The 20,709-nt window shown below is 69.0% G+C and carries 21 protein-coding genes; 11 read left to right on the forward strand and 10 right to left on the reverse strand.

Annotated elements, in window-relative coordinates; genetic code table 11:
• Positions 1 to 5 precede the first annotated feature (5 nt).
• The 5 genes from AC3A84_RS11715 (at position 6) to queC (ending at position 4,619) form a co-directional block, all read left to right on the forward strand.
• Positions 6 to 494 carry an Lrp/AsnC family transcriptional regulator gene (locus AC3A84_RS11715; RefSeq protein ID WP_092937891.1) on the forward strand — a complete coding sequence of 163 codons (489 nt, stop codon included), beginning with the start codon at positions 6 to 8 and terminating at the stop codon, positions 492 to 494.
• Positions 495 to 603: 109 nt separating this feature from the next.
• The gene (locus AC3A84_RS11720) at positions 604 to 1,803 is read left to right on the forward strand and encodes a threonine ammonia-lyase (RefSeq protein WP_487969795.1); all 1,200 of its coding nucleotides are present in this window, start codon (positions 604 to 606) and stop codon (positions 1,801 to 1,803) included.
• A 142-nt stretch (positions 1,804 to 1,945) separates the two neighbouring features.
• Positions 1,946 to 3,547 carry an OpgD/OpgG family glucan biosynthesis protein gene (locus AC3A84_RS11725; RefSeq protein WP_487969796.1) on the forward strand — a complete coding sequence of 534 codons (1,602 nt, stop codon included), beginning with the start codon at positions 1,946 to 1,948 and terminating at the stop codon, positions 3,545 to 3,547.
• A gap of 83 nt (positions 3,548 to 3,630) precedes the next feature.
• The gene (locus tag AC3A84_RS11730) at positions 3,631 to 3,783 is read left to right on the forward strand and encodes a hypothetical protein (RefSeq protein WP_487969797.1); all 153 of its coding nucleotides are present in this window, start codon (positions 3,631 to 3,633) and stop codon (positions 3,781 to 3,783) included.
• Positions 3,784 to 3,911: 128 nt separating this feature from the next.
• Complete coding sequence (gene queC, locus AC3A84_RS11735; RefSeq protein ID WP_487969798.1) at positions 3,912 to 4,619, forward strand: 7-cyano-7-deazaguanine synthase QueC; 708 nt, start codon at positions 3,912 to 3,914, stop codon at positions 4,617 to 4,619.
• 9 nt (positions 4,620 to 4,628) lie between these two features.
• Here queC and aroQ read toward each other — a convergent pair whose 3' ends face one another.
• Positions 4,629 to 5,075, reverse strand: a complete 447-nt coding sequence (aroQ, locus tag AC3A84_RS11740) for a type II 3-dehydroquinate dehydratase (RefSeq protein ID WP_487969799.1) — start codon at positions 5,073 to 5,075, stop codon at positions 4,629 to 4,631.
• Positions 5,076 to 5,632: 557 nt separating this feature from the next.
• On the opposite strand from aroQ, the gene AC3A84_RS11745 reads away from it, so the two are divergent.
• Entirely contained in the window at positions 5,633 to 7,495 is a 1,863-nt protein-coding gene (locus AC3A84_RS11745; RefSeq protein WP_487969800.1) for a phosphoenolpyruvate carboxykinase (GTP), read from the forward strand.
• Positions 7,496 to 7,948: 453 nt separating this feature from the next.
• On the opposite strand, the gene AC3A84_RS11750 is transcribed toward AC3A84_RS11745, so the two are convergent.
• Positions 7,949 to 8,389 carry a hypothetical protein gene (locus AC3A84_RS11750; protein ID WP_487969801.1) on the reverse strand — a complete coding sequence of 147 codons (441 nt, stop codon included), beginning with the start codon at positions 8,387 to 8,389 and terminating at the stop codon, positions 7,949 to 7,951.
• Between the two features lie 129 nt (positions 8,390 to 8,518).
• Here AC3A84_RS11750 and AC3A84_RS11755 point away from each other — a divergent pair, with 129 nt between their 5' ends.
• From AC3A84_RS11755 to AC3A84_RS11765, 3 genes are all read left to right on the forward strand, one after another.
• Complete coding sequence (locus AC3A84_RS11755) at positions 8,519 to 9,505, forward strand: LysR family transcriptional regulator (RefSeq protein ID WP_487969802.1); 987 nt, start codon at positions 8,519 to 8,521, stop codon at positions 9,503 to 9,505.
• Positions 9,502 to 10,383: a metallophosphoesterase gene (locus tag AC3A84_RS11760; RefSeq protein ID WP_487969803.1), complete on the forward strand. Its 882-nt coding sequence runs from the start codon at positions 9,502 to 9,504 to the stop codon at positions 10,381 to 10,383. Before AC3A84_RS11755 ends, AC3A84_RS11760 begins: the two co-directional genes overlap by 4 nt.
• 124 nt (positions 10,384 to 10,507) lie before the next feature.
• Positions 10,508 to 10,930: a universal stress protein gene (locus tag AC3A84_RS11765; protein ID WP_487969804.1), complete on the forward strand. Its 423-nt coding sequence runs from the start codon at positions 10,508 to 10,510 to the stop codon at positions 10,928 to 10,930.
• Between the two features lie 14 nt (positions 10,931 to 10,944).
• Here the strand turns inward: AC3A84_RS11765 and AC3A84_RS11770 are convergent, their stop codons facing one another.
• Both AC3A84_RS11770 and AC3A84_RS11775 read right to left on the reverse strand, forming a co-directional pair.
• Positions 10,945 to 11,568 (reverse strand): TetR/AcrR family transcriptional regulator, encoded by a 624-nt coding sequence (locus AC3A84_RS11770; RefSeq protein ID WP_487969805.1) that lies wholly within the window; start codon positions 11,566 to 11,568, stop codon positions 10,945 to 10,947.
• Between the two features lie 108 nt (positions 11,569 to 11,676).
• A complete protein-coding gene (locus tag AC3A84_RS11775; RefSeq protein WP_487969806.1) occupies positions 11,677 to 12,597 on the reverse strand; it encodes a LysR family transcriptional regulator ArgP in 921 nt (306 codons plus the stop codon).
• Positions 12,598 to 12,686: 89 nt separating this feature from the next.
• Here AC3A84_RS11775 and AC3A84_RS11780 point away from each other — a divergent pair, with 89 nt between their 5' ends.
• On the forward strand, positions 12,687 to 14,021 hold the full coding sequence (locus AC3A84_RS11780; RefSeq protein ID WP_487969807.1) for a D-amino acid dehydrogenase: 1,335 nt from the start codon (positions 12,687 to 12,689) through the stop codon (positions 14,019 to 14,021).
• A 57-nt stretch (positions 14,022 to 14,078) separates the two neighbouring features.
• Here AC3A84_RS11780 and AC3A84_RS11785 read toward each other — a convergent pair whose 3' ends face one another.
• The 3 genes from AC3A84_RS11785 to AC3A84_RS11795 form a co-directional block, all read right to left on the reverse strand.
• On the reverse strand, positions 14,079 to 15,683 hold the full coding sequence (locus AC3A84_RS11785) for an alkaline phosphatase D family protein (RefSeq protein WP_487969808.1): 1,605 nt from the start codon (positions 15,681 to 15,683) through the stop codon (positions 14,079 to 14,081).
• A gap of 125 nt (positions 15,684 to 15,808) precedes the next feature.
• On the reverse strand, positions 15,809 to 17,005 hold the full coding sequence (locus AC3A84_RS11790; RefSeq protein ID WP_487969809.1) for a M14 family zinc carboxypeptidase: 1,197 nt from the start codon (positions 17,003 to 17,005) through the stop codon (positions 15,809 to 15,811).
• Positions 17,005 to 17,790 carry an alpha/beta fold hydrolase gene (locus AC3A84_RS11795; protein WP_487969810.1) on the reverse strand — a complete coding sequence of 262 codons (786 nt, stop codon included), beginning with the start codon at positions 17,788 to 17,790 and terminating at the stop codon, positions 17,005 to 17,007. Before AC3A84_RS11795 ends, AC3A84_RS11790 begins: the two co-directional genes overlap by 1 nt.
• A gap of 230 nt (positions 17,791 to 18,020) precedes the next feature.
• Here AC3A84_RS11795 and AC3A84_RS11800 point away from each other — a divergent pair, with 230 nt between their 5' ends.
• Positions 18,021 to 18,557, forward strand: a complete 537-nt coding sequence (locus AC3A84_RS11800) for a flavin reductase family protein (RefSeq protein ID WP_487969811.1) — start codon at positions 18,021 to 18,023, stop codon at positions 18,555 to 18,557.
• An 80-nt stretch (positions 18,558 to 18,637) separates the two neighbouring features.
• Here AC3A84_RS11800 and minE read toward each other — a convergent pair whose 3' ends face one another.
• From minE to minC, 3 genes are all read right to left on the reverse strand, one after another.
• Complete coding sequence (gene minE, locus AC3A84_RS11805) at positions 18,638 to 18,907, reverse strand: cell division topological specificity factor MinE (protein WP_092937849.1); 270 nt, start codon at positions 18,905 to 18,907, stop codon at positions 18,638 to 18,640.
• Between the two features lie 3 nt (positions 18,908 to 18,910).
• A complete protein-coding gene (gene minD, locus AC3A84_RS11810) occupies positions 18,911 to 19,726 on the reverse strand; it encodes a septum site-determining protein MinD (RefSeq protein WP_487969812.1) in 816 nt (271 codons plus the stop codon).
• 83 nt (positions 19,727 to 19,809) lie between these two features.
• Positions 19,810 to 20,553: a septum site-determining protein MinC gene (gene minC, locus AC3A84_RS11815; RefSeq protein WP_487969813.1), complete on the reverse strand. Its 744-nt coding sequence runs from the start codon at positions 20,551 to 20,553 to the stop codon at positions 19,810 to 19,812.
• Positions 20,554 to 20,709 lie beyond the last annotated feature (156 nt).

Raw genomic sequence — 20,709 nt, forward strand, 5'->3', positions numbered from 1 at the left:
GGTCTATGGAAGAACTGGACAGATACGACATCGCCATCCTGGGCGAGCTGCAGGCCGACGCGCGCCTGACCAATGCCGAACTGGCCCAGCGCGTGGGCCTGTCGGCGGCGCCGTGCTGGCGGCGGGTGCGGGCGCTGGAGCAGGCCGGCTTCATCAAGGGCTACCGGGCGGAGATCGACCGCCACCGGATCGGTCTGGGCGTTCTGGCCTTCGTGCGTCTCGACGCCGACCGCAGCACCGGCGGGCTCACGCGCGAGATGGAAGAGGCCATCGCGCAGATTCCCGAGGTGATCGCCTGCCACTACATCAGCGGCACCGGCACCTTCGAGCTGCAGGTGGTGGCGCGCGACCTGGACAGCTTCTCGCACTTCGCCCGCAACGTGCTGCTGAACCTGCCCAACGTGAAGGACATGCACACCAGCTTCTCGCTGGGCGAGGTCAAGGCCGGCGGCGCTCTGCCGCTCGCGCATCTGGAGCGTGCCGTGCGCAAATGAAATGAACCGGCAATCGCCCTGGCAGGCTGCCGCGCAGCCAATACCTGGGCATGCCGCTATGTATTTGATAGCATCCATATCGCCATGGAGCTGCGCCACAATCACGCCCATGCTGCAACTCCAAGACATCCGCGACGCCGCCACCCGCCTGCAGGGCCAGGTGCTGGCCACCCCTTGCGTGGAATCCCAGACGCTCTCGCACATCGTCGGCGCCCAGGTGTTCCTCAAGTTCGAGAACCTGCAGTTCACCGCGTCCTTCAAGGAACGCGGGGCCTGCAACAAGCTCAGCCAGCTCTCGGCCGAAGAGCGCGCCCACGGCGTGGTCGCCATGAGCGCCGGCAACCATGCGCAGGGCGTGGCCTACCACGCGCACCGGCTGGGCATCCACGCGGTCATCGTCATGCCGCGCTTCACGCCCGGCGTGAAGGTGGAACGCACGCGCGGCTTCGGCGCCGAGGTGGTGCTGCATGGCGACACGCTGGAAGAGGCCCGTGCCCACGCCTACGCACTGGCCGACGAACGCGGCCTGACCTTCGTGCACCCCTACGACGACGAGGCCGTGGCTGCCGGCCAGGGCACGCTGGGCCTGGAGATGCTGCAGGCCGTGCCCGATCTGGACACGCTGGTGATCGCCGTGGGCGGGGGGGGCCTCATCTCCGGCGTGGCGACGGCCGCCAAGGCGCTCAACCCGGCCATCGAGATCGTGGGCGTGCAGACCTCGCGCTTTCCGGCCATGGTCAACGCCGTCAAGGGCACGCAGCACCCGCAGGGCACCTCCACCATCGCCGAGGGCATCGCCGTGGGCCGCCCGGGCAAGATCACGCAGGAGATCATCACCCACCTGGTGGACGACCTGGTGCTGGTCGAGGAGGGCGACATCGAGCAGGCCGTGCTGATGCTGCTGGAGATCGAGAAGACCTTGGTCGAAGGCGCGGGCGCCGCGGGCCTGGCCGCGCTGCTGCGCTACCCGGAACGCTTCAAGGGCCGCAAGGTGGGCCTGGTGCTCTGCGGCGGCAATATCGACCCGCTGCTCCTGGCCGCCATCATCGAGCGCGGCATGGTGCGCTCCGGGCGCCTGGCGCGCATCAAGGTCGGCGTGCGCGACGTGCCCGGCGCGCTGGCGCGCATCACCGCCACCGTGGCCGAGGCCGGCGCCAACGTGGAGGAAGTCCACCACCAGCGCGCCTTCACCATGCTGGCCGCGCAGAACGTCGAGGTCGAGCTGGTGCTGCAGACGCGCGGCCACGAACATGTGCAGCAGGTGCTGCAGCAGCTGCGCAGCGCGCAGATGCAGGCCGACCTGATCTGATCGAACGGCCCCGCCCTGGGCAGCCCGGGCGGCCCCGGGGCACGCGATTTTTGTAGGAGAACGCGCCCATCGCGCGTCCCAAACGCCTGCATTCACACCCGGTTGCAGGCTGCGGCGCCGGTTGTCGGCACACTGCGATGCCATGCAGAAACCGCAACGACGCCACTTTCTCCGCACCCTCGGCCGCGGCGCCGCGCTGGCCTCCGCCGGCAGCCTGGGCCTGAACTGGACGCAAGCCTTCGCCACGCTCAAGCCGCTGGGCAAGCCCCGGCCCTTCGACTTCGCCGCGCTCAAGGGCCAGGCCCGCACCCTGGCCGGCAAGCCTTACGTGCCGCCTCCCGCCACGCTGCCCCCTTCGGTCTCGGCGCTGGACTGGGACCAGTACCAGTCGGTCCAGTTCCGGCCCGACCACGCCCTCTGGGCCGACGAGCACCTGCGCTTCCAGGCCAAGTTCTTCCACCTCGGTCTCTTCTTCAAGAAGCCCGTCCACATGTACGAGCTGGCGAACGGCCAGGCCCAGGAACTGGCCTATGACCCGGCCATGTTCGACCACGGCAAGAGCGGCCTGAAGGCCGGCGATCTGCCGCCCGACCTGGGCTTCGCGGGCTTTCGCCTCAACTTCCACACCGACCCGGTGCGCGACGTGGCCGCCTTCCTGGGCGCAAGCTACTTCCGCGCCGTGGGCGGCGAATGGCAGTACGGACTCTCCGCCCGGGGCCTGGCCATCGACACCGGCATGCAGCAGCCGGAAGAGTTCCCCGACTTCACCGCTTTCTACCTGGAACGCCCCGCGCCCGGCTCCAACACCGTGGTCGTGCTGGCGCTGCTGGATTCGCCCAGCATCAGCGGCGCCTACCGCTTCGCCATCACGCCCGGCGACGTGCAGGTGATGGAGATCGACGCCGCGCTCTACCCGCGCAAGCAGATCGAGCGCATCGGCATCGCGCCCTGCACCAGCATGTTCCAGCACGGCGAGAACGACCACCGCATGGCCAACGACTGGCGCCCGGAGATCCACGACTCCGACGGCCTCTCGATGTGGCGCGGCAACGGCGAATGGGTCTGGCGCCCGCTCACCAACCCGCCCACGCTGCAGTTCAACGCCTTCGCCGACGAAAACCCGCGCGGCTTCGGGCTGCTGCAGCGCGACCGCAACTTCGACCACTACCAGGACGACGGTGTGTTCTACGAACGCCGCCCCTCGCTCTGGGTCGAGCCCAAGGCCGACTGGGGCAAGGGCTCCATCCAGCTGGTAGAGATCCCCACCGTCGATGAAACCTTCGACAACATCGTCGCCTTCTGGAACCCGGAGCGCAAGCCGCAGGCCGGCGAGGAATGGCTGGTGGGCTACCGCCTCTTCTGGGGCGCTGACACGCCGGCGCACCTGCCACTGGCGCGCTGCGTGGCCACCCGCACCGGGTTGGGCGGCGTGGTGGGCAAGCCGCGCACGTATTTCTCGTGGCGCTTCGCGGTGGACTTCGCGGGCGAAAGCCTGCGGGGACTGGGGCGCGACGCCAAGGTCGAGCCCGTTATCACCGTGAGCCGCGGCCAGGTGGAGACCACCTCGGCGCGCCCGCTCGAGGCCGTCAACGGCTGGCGCGCCATGTTCGACCTGCGGCCCGGCGACGACAGCACCGAGCCCATCACCGTTCGCCTCTTCCTGCGCGAAAACGGCCGCCCGATCACCGAAACCTGGCTCTACCAGTGGGTGCCGCCTGCGCCGGCTGATCGCAAACCCTACTGAGCGCCGCCGTGCTGCGGCCACTAAAATGGACCGCAGCACGCTTGTAGCACGACGCACGCACGCCACCGCAGGAGACACGGAACATGGCCCACGACACCACCACGGCACACCACGCCAGCGAAACGCACGCCCCCGATGCCATCGAGGCCGTGGTGCCGCTCATGCCCCTGGTGCTGCCCGCCGTGGGCGCAGTCATCATGTTCCTGCTGGCATTCATCGCCATCTACATGGCCTGACGGCGCACCGCGCACCGCCCGACTGCAAGCCCCGCACCGCGGGGCTTTTTGCATTTCGGGCGCCCTGCGGTTTCGTCTTTCGCCTTCGTATCCGTATCCGTCTTTTTTCTTCGCAAGGAACCCTACCCATGAGACCCGGCCACGCACTCGTCCTCTTCTCCGGCGGGCAAGACTCCACGACCTGCCTGGCGTGGGCGCTGACCCACTTCGAGCATGTCGAGACCATCGGCTTCGACTACGGCCAGCGCCACCAGGTGGAGCTGCAGGCCCGCACCGAGGTGCTGGCCGCCGTGCGCGAGCGATTCCCGCAATGGGCCTGCCGGCTGGGCGAGGACCACATGGTCGATCTGGCCGTGCTGGGCCAGATCAGCGACACCGCCCTCACCCGCGACACCGCCATCCAGATGACCGCCGCGGGCCTGCCCAACACGTTCGTTCCCGGGCGCAACCTGCTCTTCTTCCAGCTGGCGGCCGCCGTGGGCTACCGGCGCGGCCTGCACACGCTGGTGGGAGGCATGTGCGAGACCGACTTCTCGGGCTATCCCGACTGCCGCGACGACACCCTCAAGGCGCTGCAGGTGGCCGTTTCGCTGGGCATGGGCCAGCGCTTCACCTTCGAGACCCCGCTGATGTGGATCGACAAGGCCGCCACCTGGGAGATGGCCCGCGAGCTGGGCGGCGACGCATTGGTGGACATCATCGTGCGCCAGTCGCACACCTGCTACCACGGCGTGCGCGACACCCTGCACAGCTGGGGCTATGGCTGCGGCGAATGCCCGGCCTGCGCGCTGCGGCGCGCCGGGCACGAGCAATGGGCGGCGCGCAGAGGCGCCTGAGCCGTCGCGTCAGGCGGCGCTGCCCTTGACGAGGTTCACCGCCAGGCGCAGGCCCTGCAGATAGCTGTCCACGCCGAAACCGGCGATCTGGCCCTTGGCGATCTCGGCGATCACCGAATGGTGGCGGAAGGCTTCGCGCGCATGGATGTTGGACATGTGGACCTCGACGATGGGGCACTTCAGGATGGCCAGCGCATCGCGGATGCCGTAGCTGTAGTGCGTCCAGGCGCCGGCGTTGATGAGCACGCCCTCCACCTGGTCGAAATACGCCTGGTGGATGCGCTCGGCCATCGCGCCTTCAAAGTTGGTCTGGAAGCACTCGACCGCCACGCCCAGCTCGCGGCCCAGCGTGACGAGCTGCGCGTCAATCTCTGCCAGCGTGGTCGTGCCGTATTGCTTCGGGTCGCGCTTGCCGAACATGTTCAGATTGATGCCGTGGAGTACGAGGAAGGTCATCGAGAGAGTCCTTGAGATCGCCATCCGCGATGGCGGTGGGATGGAAAAGAAGACAGCGAAAAAGAAAAAGGGACGCGAGGAGTGCCTCATCCGCCGCAGGCCGTGGCCACCCCCAGGGTGCCACCGGTGCCTGCAATGGCATGGCAATGCCGGTCTGGACAGTTGGCCGAGCCGGGATTCTCCCGCGAAGTCTGCCCGCATTCGAGCGCCGCGTCGCACAGCATGCCGGCACTTGACGCGGACCTTGCTCCGAGGGGTGTCGGGCGCCCCGAAATGCACATAACCTCATGCATCTTTTGCATGGATTTCCCGGGTGTCTGACAGACACGCCGAGGGTGCCTTCATAAAATCGTCACTCCAGCCGACCCGTGGAAGGCCAGGCGCCCAGGCTTTCGACGGTCTGAGGCCCCTGCGCATCCGACCACCCGCCGACTGAGCATTCCGCCGTTTTCTCAAAGGCAGCGCTCAGGAGTTCGATTAGCGTTTGCCGGCAGCCTGCACCGCCGTGCAGCGCGCTTCCTTTGAAAAAACGGTTTTTCAACTCCAGGAAGCTCCCGATGAACGCACCCACCATGCAAGGCCTCGATCTGCAGGCCCCCGCATACGTCAAGAACGCCCGCCTGCTGGCCTGGGTGGCCGACATGGCCGCCCTGTGCAAGCCCGCCAAGATCCACTGGTGCGACGGCTCGCAGGAAGAGTACGACCGCCTCTGCCAGCAACTGGTGGACGCCGGCACCTTCAAGAAGCTCAACCCCGCCAAGCGGCCCGGCAGCTACCTGGCCTGGTCCGACCCGTCGGACGTGGCCCGCGTGGAAGACCGCACCTACATCTGCTGCGAGAAGAAGGAAGACGCCGGCCCGACCAACAACTGGATGGCCCCGGCCGAGATGCGCAGCACGCTGCAGCCCCTGTTCGACGGCTGCATGGCCGGCCGCAAGATGTACGTCGTGCCCTTCAGCATGGGCCCGCTGGGCTCGCCCATCGCGCACATCGGCATCGAGCTCTCCGACAGCCCCTACGTGGCCGTCAACATGAAGATCATGACCCGCATGGGCAAGGCGGTGTACGACGTGCTGGGCGTCGACGGCGAGTTCGTGCCCTGCGTGCATACCGTGGGCGCGCCGCTGCAGGCCGGCCAGCAGGACGTGTCCTGGCCCTGCAACAAGACCAAGTACATCGTGCACTACCCCGAGACGCGCGAGATCTGGTCGTACGGCTCCGGCTACGGCGGCAACGCCCTGCTGGGCAAGAAGTGCTTCGCGCTGCGCATCGCCTCCACCATGGGCCGTGACCAGGGCTGGCTGGCCGAGCACATGCTGATCCTGGGTGTGAGCAATCCCGAAGGCAAGAAGTACCACGTGGCTGCCGCCTTCCCGAGCGCCTGCGGCAAGACCAACTTCTCGATGCTGGTCCCCCCGAAGGCCTTCGAAGGCTGGAAGGTCACCACCATCGGCGACGACATCGCATGGATCAAGCCCCAGGCCGACGGCAGCCTGCGCGCCATCAACCCCGAAGCGGGCTACTTCGGCGTGGCACCGGGCACCAACTACCACACCAACCCCAACTGCATGGCCAGCCTCGACAAGAACGTGATCTTCACGAACGTCGCGCTGACCGATGACGGCGACGTGTGGTGGGAAGGCATGGAAAAGGACACCGGCAGCCTGCCCGACCACCTGATCGACTGGCAGGGCAAGGACTGGACGCCCCAGATCGCCAAGGAAACCGGCGCCAAGGCCGCCCACCCCAACGCCCGCTTCACCGTGGCAGCCACCAACAACCCCGCGCTGGACGAAGCCTGGGACGACCCCAAGGGCGTGAAGATCGACGCCTTCATCTTCGGCGGCCGCCGCTCCACCACCGTGCCGCTGGTGACCGAGGCCCGCAACTGGACCGAAGGCGTGTACATGGCCGCCACCATGGGCTCCGAGACCACCGCCGCCGCCGCCGGGCAGCAGGGCGTGGTGCGCCGCGACCCGTTCGCCATGCTGCCCTTCATGGGCTACAACATGAGCGACTACTTCCAGCACTGGCTGAGCCTGGGCGAGCAGCTCGCCGCCTCCGGGGCCACGCTGCCGCGTATCTACACGACCAACTGGTTCCGCAAGGACGAAGCCGGCAAGTTCGTCTGGCCCGGCTACGGCGAGAACATGCGCGTGCTCAAGTGGATGATCGACCGCATCGAAGGCCGCGCCACCGGCCAGGAAACCGCCTTTGGCGTTGCTCCGAGCTATGCCGAGATCAACTGGAGCGGCCTGGACTTCACGGGCGCGCAGTTCGAGACCGTGACCCGCATCGACAAAGCCGCCTGGGCCGACGAGCTGAAGCTGCACACCGCGCACTTCGACCAGCTGGCCTATCACCTGCCGGCGCAGATGCTGGCCACCAAGGCCCAGCTGGAAGAGCGCCTGGGCGCCTGATGACCGCGCGCTGACCCGGCTCTGCGTCCGCACCGCGCGGGCCGCGCCGCCAAGAAGCCCCGCGCCACGCAAGTGGCCGGGGCTTTTTCATGCGCTGGCGCTGAAGCCATCAGCACATATAGCTATTTTTTTGATAGCAATCAGACTCCCCGGCCGTGTCACCGCCTCACCCCTGTGCCCCGCGTCAGCGCGCGACCGCGCCCAGTAGCCAGGCGCGACAAGCCGTGAGCCAGCAGGTGCCCGCTGGGGGCCGTCCTGGTAGGCCCGCCACCCGCGCAGCGAGGCCGCGTGCCGAAGGCTCGTCTTTGGACTCATTTCGCGCTGCAGCGCTTTCAACGCCTGCGCGAACAGCTATATTTTCAATAGCAGTTTTCTGCAGCACCCATGAAAAAGGGCACCTTGCGGTGCCCTGAACGCTTCTCGGGGATCGGCGGGCTCTGAGGCCCTGCGGGATCAGTAGTAGCGGCGGACGTTGTCCACGGCCATGCCATTCATGGCGCGGCTGAGGTCGGCCATGATGCGCGCATCGCGCAGGGCGGCGTTCCAGGTACGCTCATCTTCCTCTTCACGGCGCAGGGCTTCGACCCACAGGGCATACTGGGCGCGCAGGCTCAAGACCACGCGGCGGATCGGGCCGGCCAGCAGAGCCAGGGCGGCGAAGGCGACCATCCACAGCACCATCCAGGCTGCCAGCAGGTGGCCTTCGCCCCAGCTGTCGATGAACTTGTTGGCCACCACCAGCAGCGCGGCCACGATGGCGGCAAGCAGCAGGGAGGCGCCGGCACGGGCGCTGGTGACGTTGGCGTAGGCGCCCTTGAGGGTGGCGGCGGCGTTCTCGACGCGCTGCACGCCGGGGTGTTCGGTGCGGTAATCGACTTGGACGAAGCTGGTCATGATGTGAAACCCTTGTAAGCCGCTTGTGGCGAAATTGCCGGGCTAGTGGGGTGAATCATAGGGTTTACCCCAACCGCAGTCCACTTTATATCTTGAATCCCAGTCATTCATCCGAGTGATGATGAACGCATGCAGCCCCTCAATTTCAGAACCTTCGACCTGAACCTGCTGCGCGTGTTCGACGCCGTGATGTCGGAACGCAACCTGACACGCGCCGCCGAGACGCTGTCGCTCACCCAGCCGGCCGTGAGCAACGCCCTGCGCCGGCTGCGCGATGCGCTGGGCGACGAATTGCTGGTGCGCAGCGGCCAGGGCGTGGAGCCCACGCCGCGCGCGCAGGCGCTCTGGCCGGCGGTGCGCGCCGCGCTCGCGCAGCTGCAGCAGTCGCTCGCGCCGGGCGATTTCGACCCTGCGACAGCCAACACCGCCTTCGTGCTGGCAATGGCAGATGCGACGGGTGCCATGCTGATACCGCCACTGATGGAGATCCTCGAACGCGAGGCGCCAGGCGTCTCGCTGCGCGTGGTGCCGCTGACCACGCGCGACCCGCGCCAGTTGCTGGACGACGAGGCCGCCGACCTGGCCGTGGGCTACTTTCCCGCCGTGATGGCCGACCTGACGGCACGCGCGCAATCGGGCAACCTGGTCGCCTACGAGAGCACGCGCATCTACGACGGCGAATACGTCTGCGTGATGCGCCAAGGCCACCCGCTGGCGGGCGTGCCGCTGACGCTCGACCGCTTCTGCGCGGCCCGCCATCTGTTGGTGAGCTTTTCGGGCCGGCCCTACGGCTTCATCGACGAGGCGCTGACGGCGCTGGGCCGCGAGCGGCGCGTGGTGCTCACGGTGAACCAGTTCTTCACCGCCGGCCGCGTGGTGGCCGCCAGCGACCTGCTGACCGTGCTGCCGCGGCACTTCGTAGGCGTGGCCAGCCTCACGAACGAACTCGTTTGGCGACCGCTGCCCATGCCGCTGCCCACCGTGCATGTCGATGCGCTCTGGCACCGCAGCCGCCGGCACGACGGTGGCCACCGCTGGCTGCGCGACGCGATGGAGCGCTCGGGCCGCCGCAGCGGCGCACCCCAAGAGGCGCTCACGCCACAATCGGCGAAATGACGCAAGCGACGCCGACGAGGCAGAAGAAAACCACCATCCAGCTGCTGTCCGACCTGCACCTGGAAACCCACCCCCACTTCACCGCCACCCCCGCGCCCGGCGCCGACGTGCTGGTGCTGGCGGGCGACATCGGCTCCTACCAGACCGGCTCGCAGCTGGAAGACGAAGACTTTGGCCTGGCGCGCTTCTCGCCACTGCCCCAGCACGCGGGCTGGCCGGTCCCCGTGCTGTTCGTGCCGGGCAACCACGAATACGACGCACAGGACTTCGACGCCGCGCGAGTGCGCCTGCAACGCACCTGCGAGCGGCTGGGCATCGCCTGGCTGGACCGCGCCACCCTGGCGCTGGGCGGCGTGCGCTTCGTCGGCACCACGCTCTGGAGCGACTTCGACGCCCTGGCCGAACACGAGCACGCCCACGACGTCACGCGGCGCCTGCGCCTGCGCGACAAGGCCTTCCGCGCTGCGAACTTCTACCTGAAGAAGACGGGCGGCACGCGCGCGGGCGAGCCCTTCCTGGCAGAGGCCATGCGCGAAGAAGCCCTCGCCTGCCAGTCCTGGCTGCGCGATGCACTCGCAGCACCCTGGACAGAAGGGCCGACGGTGGCAGTCACCCACTTCGCGCCCAGCCTGCTGAGCGCCGACCCCCGCTACGGCCTGGTGCCCGGCACGGCCGGGTTCTGCAACGCGCTCGATGGCCTGCTGCCCCATGCCGACCTCTGGCTGCACGGCCACCTGCACGCACCCAGCGACTACACCGTCCAGGGTACCCGCGACGACGGCACGCCCTGGCGCTGCCGCGTGGTTGCGAACCCGCTGGGTTATGCCCGCAAAGGCGAGCAGGCATCGTTCCAGCCCCATGCAACCGTGACCGTATGATGGGCGGCACGGGGCACCATCCCTGCGCAGCGCGCGGCGCCGGAACCTGCCGGGCAATGACCCAGGTCAAGACGGCAGACGTTCGCCCGCTTTAGTCTGGCATTCCCCACCCTGGAGACATCGCATGAACATCCTGCTCGCCGTGGACGGCAGTCCCTACACCAAGAAGATGCTCGCCTACCTGGCCACCCACCAGGAGTTGCTGGCCGGCACGCACAGCTTCACCGCCGTTACCGTTCAGCCCCAGCTGCCGCCGCGTGCGCGCGCCGCCCTGGGCAAGCAGGTGGTGGACAAGTATTACGCCGAAGAGGGCGAGAAGGTCATGGCGCCGGTGGACAAGTTCCTCGCCCGCCACGGCGTGCAGATCAAGACCATCGTCAAGGTCGGCCCGGTGGGCGAGACCATCGCCAAGGTGGCCGACTCGGGCCGCTATGACCTGCTGGTGATGGGCACGCACGGCCACGGTGCGCTGGGCAATCTGGTGATGGGCTCGGTCAGCACGCAGGTGCTGGCCAACAGCCGCGTACCGGTGCTGCTCGTTCGCTGAGTGCTCCGGCCGCGTCAGCGCCGCGCGGCGAGGCCCGCCAGGCAGGTCTGCACCACCCAGTCCACGACCTGCTCGTCGCTGTAGCCGCCGCGTTCGCGCAGCAGAGTCAGCATGGGGTCGGCCGAGCGCGCGAAGAGCGCGCACACGATCAACTCGGCCGGCAGGGCGCTGCTGATGTCGCCCGACTTCTGCGCCTCCAGAACCCACTCCTGGACCTGCGTGCGCAGCAGGCTCAGCGATGCCTGATAGGGCTCGCACCCCCCCAGCGCGGCGGCCAGGCCCGAATTGCGGCTCAGCATGAGCGGCATCTCGTCGGTGAGCTGCAATTCGAGCAGCCAACGCAGCAGCAGACTCAGCCGGGCGAGCGCCGAGAGCGCCGGGTCCAGGCCGGCCAGGAACTGGTTGGCGCGCTCCACGGCATGCACCATGGCGGCCGCGCAGAGTTCGTCCTTGCCCGCGAAGTGTTTGTAGAGGCTGGCCTTGGCGATTCCAGCGGCGCTGGCCACCTCATCCACGGTCATGGCCTCGAAGCCCTTTTCCCCCATCAAACGGCTGGCGGCGACAACAATGGCCTGCTCACGCGCCTGGTGCATCTGCTCCTTGAAGGAGCGGCGGAGCTGCAAAATGTTCATCGCCATGATCTTATCGATAGCCTGACTCAACCCCGCCGAATCACCGGAGCGCGGCCGGCAACATGTTGCAAGACAGTCACACGTCGCACCGTCATGGCCGGCATGCGTGCGGCGTCAGCCGGGCGTGGACCGCAGCGCATGGGCTGCTGCACTGGTGAGCGCATCGGTCAGCGCGTCCAGCACGTCGGACTCCAGATTCCAGCAGTGCCAATAGAGTTGCACCGGCAGCGTATGGCCGGCAGCCAGGTCCACCAGCCGGCCATCGTCCAGCAGCGGGCGGGCCAGCGCCTCAGGAACCACGCTGGCGCCCCAGCCAGCGACCACGGCGCGGACCTGGCCTTCGGAGCTGGGCACGAACAACTGCTGCAGCGCCACGCGCTTCAGGCCGAAAGTGCGGGCGACGAATTCCGCCTGCAGGTCGTCCTTGCGGTTGAAGGCGACGAAAGCCACGTCGCGGAAGTTGTGCGCCGTCAGCCCTTGCGGGAGGTAGCGGCGAGCGAGGTCCGGCGCCGCCACGGCCACATAAGGCATGGCGCCGAGCGGCACGACCTTGCAGCCACGCAGAGCGCTCTTGAGCGTGGTCACGCAGCCCAGCACCTGGCCCGATCGCAGCCATTCCTGGGTGAAGTCCTGGTCATCCGCGATGATCTCCAGCGGCAGGCGCTGGCGCACCAGGGCGTGCAGCGCGTCCAGCGCCCAGGTGGCGATGCTGTCGGCGTTGATGGCGATGGAAATGCGCTCGTCCTCGCGCCCGCCGCCCGGCGCGCTGGGGGCGAGGTCCTGCAGGTCGCGCTCCAGGTCGGCGCGCAGCAGGCGCAGCTGCTTGGTGTGCTTGAGCAGCAGCTGCCCGGCGCTGGTGGGCTTGAGCGGCCGGCTGCGCACGATGAGCACCGATCCCACCTGCGCCTCCAGCGCGCGCAGCCGCTGCGAAACGGCCGACTGCGTGACGTTCAGGCGCTGCGCCGCGCGCTCGAACCCGCCCTCTTCCACGATGGCGGCCAGACACTCGAGGGCTGCGGGGTCGTAGGTGCTCATGGCGGACTCTCTATAAGTGTGTCTGATGAATTCGGAGCAAGTTTAATTTCGCTTTTAATTCAAGCCAACGGACAGCACACTGCACAGCTATGAAAACCATCGTTCTCGGCGCCGGCATCATCGGCATTTCCACCGCCTGGCATCTGCTTGAGCAGGGCCATGAGGTCACTGTGGTCGATCGCCAGCCCGATGCGGCGCTGGAGACGAGTTTCGCCAACGCGGCGCAGATCTCGGTGAGCTACTGCGAACCCTGGGCCAACCGCGACGCGCCCTGGAAGGCGCTCAAGTGGATGTTCGACAAGGAGGCGCCGCTGCTGTTTCGCCCGCAGTTCGACTGGGAGCAATGGCGCTGGGGCCTGAAGTTCCTGGCGCAGTGCAACGACGCCGCCTTCGAGCGCAACGTGCAGCAGATCGTGGCCCTGGGCGCCTACAGCCATGAGGCGCTGAAGGACGTGGTGCGCGCTACCGGCATCGAATACAACCGACTCGAACGCGGTATCGCCCATTTCTATACCGACGAGAAATCCTTCGACGCCGCTGGCCACGCAGTGGACCTGATGCGCCGCTACGGCGTGCAGCGCCGCCTGGTCAGCCGCGACGAGCTGCTGAAGATCGAGCCGGCCTTCCAGGCCTACGGCGACCGCATCAAAGGCGGCACCTACACCAGCACCGATGAGAGCGGCGATGCCCGCGTCTTCACCCAGGAGCTGGCCCGCCGCTGCGCCGAGCGCGGCGTGCAGTTCCTCTACGGCCACGATGTCGTGCGGCTGAACCAGGCCGGCGGTGCGATCGAATCAGTCACCGTGCGTGCCCGCGAAGCGGGCGCTGCCGTGCAGAACCTGACCGGTGACGCCGTCGTGGTGGCCTGCGGCAGCTACAGCGCGCCGCTGCTGCGCACCGTGGGCGTGAACCTGCCCATCTACCCCGGCAAGGGCTACAGCGCGACCTTCCCGCTGCTCAGACCCGAGGGCGCGCCCATGGTCTCGACCATCGACGACGGCAAGAAGATCGCCATGAGCCGGCTGGGCGGCTTCCTGCGCGTGGCCGGCACCATCGAGCTGGGCGGCTACGACCTGTCCCTGGACAGTCCCCTGGCGCGCGCCCGCTGCCACATGCTCTCGCGCCGCATCTCCGAGATCCTGCCCGGCGTGTGCGACACCCGCACCCCCGAAGAAGGCGGCAACCCGCAGTACTGGACGGGCCTGCGCCCGGCCACGCCCACCAACATCCCCTACATCGGCAAGACCCGCGTGGGCAAGCTGTGGGTGAACGCCGGCCACGGCACGCTGGGCTGGACGCACGGCGCGGGCTCGGGCAAGGCCATGGCCGAACTGCTCTGCGGCCGGCGCCCGGCCATGGCCTTCGGCTTCCTGGGCATGGGCGCGCCGGCAGGGCGCGCCTCCGCCACGCCGGTGGCCGCCTGATCACTCCGTGAACTGAACAGGGGCGCGCGGCGCCCCCCCATAGGGGCCTGGCGACCCTTAAGCCGGGAGCGGGCCCGGCACGCCGTCTTCCACCACGAACTGCGCCTGCGTGGCCACGGCGCTGTCGGCGCGCGCCACGTCCTGCACGGTGCGCAGCGTGGTCGTCCACCCTGAAGGCGTCACCTCGGCCACGCCGTAGCCGCGCTGGTCGGCCCGCGCGAGCAGCACGTGCGGATTGCGCCGCACCATGTCCTGCGCCTGTCCGGGTGTGACATGGCTGACTGAGCTGATCGAGGTGCCGCAAAACTCGCTGGCGATGGCGGGAGCACGCGCGTCAGAGACATCGGCCGGCACGCGGCAAACGTAGTTCTGATGGATATCGCCGCCGAGGAAGACGGTGTTGCGCGGGTGCGCGCCGGCCACCGCATCGAGCAGGCGCTGGCGGGCAGCGGGGTAGCCGTCCCAGGTGTCGGTGCTGTAGCGCTCCTCGGGCCAGGCGCGGGCATTGCGCTGCGAAAACAGCGTCTGCTGCGCCAGCACGCTCCAGCGCACGCCGCCGGCCGCGTCCTGCGCCAGGCCCTGCGCCAGCCAGCGTTCCTGCTCCAGACCCAGCAGCGAGCGGGCCGGGTCGCGCAGCGGCGGGCAGGCCTGGGGCGACACGCTGCCCTCGGGAGGCGCGCCGGCCGTGCGGCAGGCCTGCCGGTCGCGGTACTGGCGCGTGTCCAGCACGTGGAAATCCAGCAGCCGCCCCCAGCCGTAGCGCGCGTGCACGCGCACGGCGTCCAGCGTGCCCAGCCCGCCCAGGCCCCGGCGCAGCGCGCTGGCACGCAGCGGCATGTTCTCGTAGAAAGCCTGGTAGCCGGCGTTGCGGCGCTCGAGGAAGCCCTCGGCCGGCCCCTCGCCGAAGAGACCGGCGTAGTCGTTCTGCACCTCGTGGTCGTCCCAGGTCACGATCCACGGACAGGCGCGGTGCGCGGCCTGCAGGTCGGCATCGGTGCGGTAGAGCGCGTAGCGGTCTCGGTAGTCCGCCAGCGTCGTCGCCACCGGCAGCGTGTGGGTGCGCGCCAGCGGATGGCGCGGCGGCTTGGCCGGCATGGCGTATTCGTAGATGTAGTCGCCCAGGAACAGCACGGCGTCCAGGTCTTCGTCCACCATGTGGCGGTAGGCGGCGTAGTGGCCGTGCTCCCAGCGCTGGCACGAGGCGAAGGCCAGGCGCATGCGCTGCGGCAGCGCCTCGGGCGCCGGGGCGGTGCGGGTGCGCGCCACGGGCGTGGCCGCGTCGCCGTGCATGAAGCGGTAGAAGTACCAGCGGTCCGGCTCCAGGCCGGCCACCTCGACATGCACCGCATGGCCCAGCGGCGCCAGCGCCGTGGCCTGGCCCTGGCGCACGATGCGACGAAAGCCTTCGTCCTCGGCGACTTCCCAGCGCACCGTCAACGCGTCGTGCAGGCGGCTGCGGGGCGTGCCGACCGGCACGGTGCCAGGCACCGGGCCGTCCAGCAGACGAGTCCAGAGCACGAAGCCGTCGGGCGACGGCGCGCCGCTGGCCACGCCCAGCGGAAAGAGCGCGCGCTGGGCCAGGGTGGCGGACCAGCTCCAGCGCGGCTGCCAGGTGGCGGCAGCGGCGGCCGCTGCCAGTCGGATGAGTTCACGGCGTTGCATGGACCGGTCTCCCGGCGGCACGGCAGCCGGCCAGCCACCCGCGCGCCTGTCAATACACTACGGTTTTCATAGCAACCTGCGCTTGATATACGCGGGCTGCGGGCTTTTTCCGCCGAAGATTGCGCTCAATGCGCGTTACGGGCGGAGGCGTCGGCCAGATTGTTGTCCATCCAGCGCAGCAGGTCGCGCCACATCTGCAGCACCTGCCCGTCGTCGGGCATGTGCAGTTCGTGCTTGAGTTCGATGGTCACCACCGGCATGCCCTGGCGCACGCTGCCGTAGTGGCCCAGCGAACCCGGGAAGATGCCCAGCTGGTCCAGCCGCAGCTGCCCCAGGCGGTTGGGCGGTGGCAGCGGGCCGTCGTAGTCGAGCACGCCGTAGGGCGCGTGGATGCTCACCACCAGATCCGGCTTGAAGTCCGTGTCCATCTGCGTGTGCAGAAAGCGCGATTCGGGCTCCGACAGCGGCTGGGGCCCAGGCCAGCGGCGCGGATCGCGCCGGGTGCGCTTGTCCCAGTAGATGGGCGCGTCGCGCTCCCAGTTCGGCGTGGGGAAGTTGCGGTTCAGATCCACGCCCCGCGCATTCACACGGGTGGGCTTCTTGGCCAGCAGCCCGTCGGGATTGAGCACGGGGATGAAGCGCCAGTGCACCGGCTGGCGCGACACCACGGCGCCGTCCTGCGCCAGCTCGATCCAGCGCATCGCCAGCGCGGCGGCGGTCAGTTCGTCGCCATGCATGGCACCGACCACCAGCACGCGCAGCGGGCGCGCAGCAGCGCCTACCGCCTTCGTACCCTGCGAAGCGCCCTTGGACGGGAGCACGTCACGCCAGTAGAGCGGCGTGCCCTGCACCGAAAAGGCACCGCTCTCGGCCAGGTGCGTGGCGGCGCAATCCTTGCCGCCGATGGTGGGCAGGCGCTTGAGCAGGCGCTCGCAGGCCGCGGCGGCGGCCTGAGGCGATGCAGCCTGCACGGCTGCAGGGCCCGGGGTAGAGGCACTGCCGCGCCCGGTCGCGGGGCCCCCCTTGGCGGAAGGCTGCGGCACGGCGATCACCATCTCCACCGCCTTGGTCCCTTCGGGCAGCGGCAGCCGGGGGGCCGGGCCCAGCAGGCGCAGCGGCGCATCGGCCCCTTCCGCGAAGAGCGCCGCGCCCAGCGCACCGCGCGCGGTGTCGAGCCCTTCGTACGGCATTCGTGCCAGGCGCAGGCCGCCCGCGGCCAGAGCCAGCGCGGCGAGGGCCACCAGAGCGGCCGGCCAGCGCCACGGCATGGCCGGGGCGAAGGCGGTCCCGCCCGCCGGCATGCGGTCAGCGGCGGAGCGCATCAGTGCAGCACCCGGGCGCGAGCGGTGGCGAGGAAGTCCAGCAGCGCGCCGTCGAAGGCGTCGGGGTCTTCCAGCTGCGGCCAGTGGCCGACGTCCGGCAGCGAAATGTGGCGCGCATCGGGCAGCACATGGGCCAGCGCCTGCAGCGCCTCCGGCGGAGTGCAGCGGTCGTCGGCACCGCCCAACACCAGCGCGGGCAGCTGCAGCCGGGCGAAGTCGGCCGCGCTGCGCGCGAAGGCGGGAAGCGCCTGGAGCGCGCGCCGGTAGGCTGATGGGTTGACCTGGCCCAGCGCATGGCCCGCCAGGCGCATCCCCTCGGGCAGCGCACCCCTGCCGGCCTGTTGCGGCACCAGGGCCTGCGCCAACGACTCCATGGACTGGCCGGCGTCCAGCGCGGCCAGGCGGGGCGCCACCCAGGCGCTTTCGCCGGCCTCGTCCAGCGCCGGGCCGCCGGCGCAGAGCACCAGCCGGCGCACGGACTGCGGCTGGCGCAGCGCCACTTCCAGCGCCAGCATGGCACCCAGGCCATGGCCGACCAGCGAAACGGGGCCGCATTGCAGCGCCTCGATCAATCGGGTGCAGGCCAATGCCAGGCCCTTGAAGCCGTAGGGCTCGATCGGCGCGCTGCGGCCATAGCCCGGCATGTCCCAGGCGACGGCGCGGTAGCCGGCACTGGCCAGGGTTTCGACCTGCGGGGCGAAGGTGAGGTGATCGCCGTCCGCGTCATGCAGCATGAGAACGGTGTGGCCGGAGCCGAGGGTGGTGAAAGTGGGGAGCAGCGACATGGACGAGAGGCAGGGACGCAGCGGCGCAGGCCGTCAGAAAAGCCCACGCAACCCAGCGAAGCGGTTCTGGCTGGGGCGCTGGGGCGCGGACAGGAGCGGCAACGATGTAGAAGCGCTTGGGGCCGCTCTCAGTGCGCGCGGCTGCGGGGCGGAGGCCGGCCCATAATAGCCGACCCCTCCCTTCCCGACCGCCGCGTGCGCCTTTGCCTGTGACCCAGACCCCGCCCCGCATGACCACTGCCCGCGCCCCGGAATTCTCCGCGCGCGAATTCCGCGATGCACTGGGCATGTTCGCCACCGGCGTGACCATCGTCACCGCCCGTGCGGCCGACGGCTCGCTGGTCGGCATGACGGCCAGCTCGTTCAATTCAGTGTCGCTGGCGCCGCCGCTGGTGCTGTGGAGCCTGGCGCACAAGGCCTCGTCGCTGCCGGCCTTTGCAGCAGGCTCGCACTACGCCATCAACGTGCTGGCGGCGGACCAGCAGGCGCTGGCCGAGCGCTTCGCCACGCGCGGCATCGACCGCTTCGCAGGCGTGGAGCACCGCCCGGGCATCGCCGGCGCGCCGGTGTTGGCGGGGGCCGTGGCGGTGTTCGAATGCTTCAACCGCAGCCAGTACGTGGAGGGCGACCACACCATCTTCGTGGGCGAGGTGGAACAGTGCAGCCATCAGGCGGGCGCATCGCCCCTGCTCTACCACGGTGGCATGTTCTACGCCGAACACCCGCTGGGCCGGGCCCCGGCCATGGCGGGCGCCACCCAGAAATGAGAGCAGCCAGCCCTTGTGCACCAAGGGCTGGCTGCTGATTTGAGCGCGTGAAGAGACTGGCCGCACGCGGCCGGCCTCCTTTACTTGGCGGCAGTGTCGGGCAGCTCGATCTTGACTTCGAGCACTTCCAGGTTGTCCTGGCGCTCGAGCTGCACCTTCAGGTCGTCGGGACTGATCTTCACGTACTTGGAGATCACGGCGACGAGTTCACGCTGCAGTGCGGGCAGGTAGTCGGGCTCGGAGGCGTTGCGGCCGTTGCGCTCGTGCGCCAGGATGATCTGCAGCCGCTCCTTGGCGACGCTGGCGGTCTTCTTCTTTTCGCCGAGCAGGAAAGAGAGGAACGAAGCCATGGACTACCTCCCGCCGAAGATGCGCTTGAAGAAGCCGGGCTTCTCGGCCTCGACGAAACGCAGCGGCTTGTCTTCGCCGAGGAAGCGCGCCACCACGTCCTTGTACGCCTCGGACACGTCGGTGCCCTGCAGATGGATCGCGGGCGTGCCCTGGTTGGAGGCGGTGAGCACGCTCTCGGACTCGGGCACCACGCCGATGAGCTCGATACGCAGGATGTCCTGGATGTCCTCCAGGCTCAGCATCTGCCCGTCCTGCACGCGGCCGGGGTTGTAGCGCGTGATGAGCAGGTGTTCCTTGATGGGCTCACCGCCCTCGATGGCGCGGCGGGTCTTGCTGCCCAGCATGCCCAGGATGCGGTCGGAGTCGCGCACCGAGGAGACTTCCGGGTTGGTCACCAGCAGCGCCTCGTCGGCGAAGTGCATGGCCATGAGCGCGCCGCTCTCGATGCCGGCGGGCGAGTCGCAGACGATGTATTCGAAGTCCATCGCAGCCAGGTCGTTCAGCACCTTCTCGACGCCTTCCTGCGTGAGCGCGTCCTTGTCGCGCGTCTGGCTGGCGGCCAGCACGAACAGGTTGTCGCACTGCTTGTCCTTGATGAGGGCCTGGTTCAGGTTGGCCTCGCCATGGATGACGTTGATGAGGTCATAGACCACGCGGCGTTCGCAGCCCATGATCAGGTCGAGGTTGCGCAGCCCGACGTCGAAGTCGATCACGGCGGTCTTGTGGCCGCGCAGCGCGAGGCCCGATGCGAAGCTGGCACTGGTGGTGGTCTTGCCCACGCCCCCCTTGCCGGAGGTGACGACGACGATTTTGGCCATGTTGTGCTGATTCCCTGAAATGATGATCGCGGTGGACCTGAAATGAATTGGCGGAGGGACCGAAGAAGGCGGGCGCGGCGGCGTCAGAGCGGCTCGATGAGCAGCTTCTCGCCATCGAGCCGCACCTGCGCCGGCTTGCCGCGCACGTTGTCGGGCAGCTCGGTTTCGGTGGTGCGGTAGATGCCTGCGATGGAGACCAGCTGCGGCTCCAGGCAGGTGCTGAAAATGCGGGCGTCGGTGTTGCCGCGCGCGCCGGCGATGGCCCGGCCACGCATGGGCGCGTAAATGTGGATGTTGCCGTCAGCGATGACCTCGGCGCCGAAGCTCACCACGGCCATCACCACCAGGTCGCCCCCCCGGGCATAGACCTGCTGGCCCGAGCGCAACGGCTTGTCCACCACCACCGTGGTGGGGCCGGCGACCGGCACCTCGACTTCGCGCACGACCTCGCGGATCACCTCACGCACCGGCGCGGGCGCAGCGGCACGGGCCGCTGCCGCCTCGGGCGCGGCCACCAGGCCGGCGGCCAGCGCAGCCTGCATCTGCTCCGGGCTGCCGCCGCGCACCGCCACGGGCTGGGTTCGCATGGCGCGCAGCGAGGCGCTCAGGGCGGCGAAATCGACCGGCTCTTCGGCGTCGCGCACGGCGGCCAGATCGATCAGCACCGGGTCGTTGTCGAAAAAGCCGGGATCGTCGGCCAGCCGTGCGGCCAGGTCGGCAGCGAGCACGGCGGCATCGGTGGTCTTGAGCGCTACCGCCACCACGGGCAGCTGGGCGCTCTTGAGTTCAAAGCTGGTGCGGGCAGCGCCCGCCGTTTCGACGGCCATGGAACAGGAGGTGCGAGGAGGGAACGCTGCGCAACGAAAAACAGGAAGGGGGAAGCCCCGGACCCGGCGCACGGCACGCGCGCGCACGGGAAAGCGGGCAAGTGTACCGTGGGCGGGCCGCGCGGAGTTGCGTCAGATCGTGTCACGCCCCTGCGG

The sequence above is a fragment of the Paracidovorax sp. genome (genome assembly GCF_057642795.1).

Coding starts and splice junctions, on each gene's coding strand:
- AC3A84_RS11715 (WP_092937891.1), top strand. CDS start 6: ATGGAAGAACTGGACAGATACGACATCGCCATCCTGGGCGAGCTGCAG.
- AC3A84_RS11720 (WP_487969795.1), top strand. CDS start 604: ATGCTGCAACTCCAAGACATCCGCGACGCCGCCACCCGCCTGCAGGGC.
- AC3A84_RS11725 (WP_487969796.1), top strand. CDS start 1,946: ATGCAGAAACCGCAACGACGCCACTTTCTCCGCACCCTCGGCCGCGGC.
- AC3A84_RS11730 (WP_487969797.1), top strand. CDS start 3,631: ATGGCCCACGACACCACCACGGCACACCACGCCAGCGAAACGCACGCC.
- queC (WP_487969798.1), top strand. CDS start 3,912: ATGAGACCCGGCCACGCACTCGTCCTCTTCTCCGGCGGGCAAGACTCC.
- aroQ (WP_487969799.1), bottom strand. CDS start 5,075: ATGACCTTCCTCGTACTCCACGGCATCAATCTGAACATGTTCGGCAAG.
- AC3A84_RS11745 (WP_487969800.1), top strand. CDS start 5,633: ATGAACGCACCCACCATGCAAGGCCTCGATCTGCAGGCCCCCGCATAC.
- AC3A84_RS11750 (WP_487969801.1), bottom strand. CDS start 8,389: ATGACCAGCTTCGTCCAAGTCGATTACCGCACCGAACACCCCGGCGTG.
- AC3A84_RS11755 (WP_487969802.1), top strand. CDS start 8,519: ATGCAGCCCCTCAATTTCAGAACCTTCGACCTGAACCTGCTGCGCGTG.
- AC3A84_RS11760 (WP_487969803.1), top strand. CDS start 9,502: ATGACGCAAGCGACGCCGACGAGGCAGAAGAAAACCACCATCCAGCTG.
- AC3A84_RS11765 (WP_487969804.1), top strand. CDS start 10,508: ATGAACATCCTGCTCGCCGTGGACGGCAGTCCCTACACCAAGAAGATG.
- AC3A84_RS11770 (WP_487969805.1), bottom strand. CDS start 11,568: ATGGCGATGAACATTTTGCAGCTCCGCCGCTCCTTCAAGGAGCAGATG.
- AC3A84_RS11775 (WP_487969806.1), bottom strand. CDS start 12,597: ATGAGCACCTACGACCCCGCAGCCCTCGAGTGTCTGGCCGCCATCGTG.
- AC3A84_RS11780 (WP_487969807.1), top strand. CDS start 12,687: ATGAAAACCATCGTTCTCGGCGCCGGCATCATCGGCATTTCCACCGCC.
- AC3A84_RS11785 (WP_487969808.1), bottom strand. CDS start 15,683: ATGCAACGCCGTGAACTCATCCGACTGGCAGCGGCCGCCGCTGCCGCC.
- AC3A84_RS11790 (WP_487969809.1), bottom strand. CDS start 17,005: ATGCGCTCCGCCGCTGACCGCATGCCGGCGGGCGGGACCGCCTTCGCC.
- AC3A84_RS11795 (WP_487969810.1), bottom strand. CDS start 17,790: ATGTCGCTGCTCCCCACTTTCACCACCCTCGGCTCCGGCCACACCGTT.
- AC3A84_RS11800 (WP_487969811.1), top strand. CDS start 18,021: ATGACCACTGCCCGCGCCCCGGAATTCTCCGCGCGCGAATTCCGCGAT.
- minE (WP_092937849.1), bottom strand. CDS start 18,907: ATGGCTTCGTTCCTCTCTTTCCTGCTCGGCGAAAAGAAGAAGACCGCC.
- minD (WP_487969812.1), bottom strand. CDS start 19,726: ATGGCCAAAATCGTCGTCGTCACCTCCGGCAAGGGGGGCGTGGGCAAG.
- minC (WP_487969813.1), bottom strand. CDS start 20,553: ATGGCCGTCGAAACGGCGGGCGCTGCCCGCACCAGCTTTGAACTCAAG.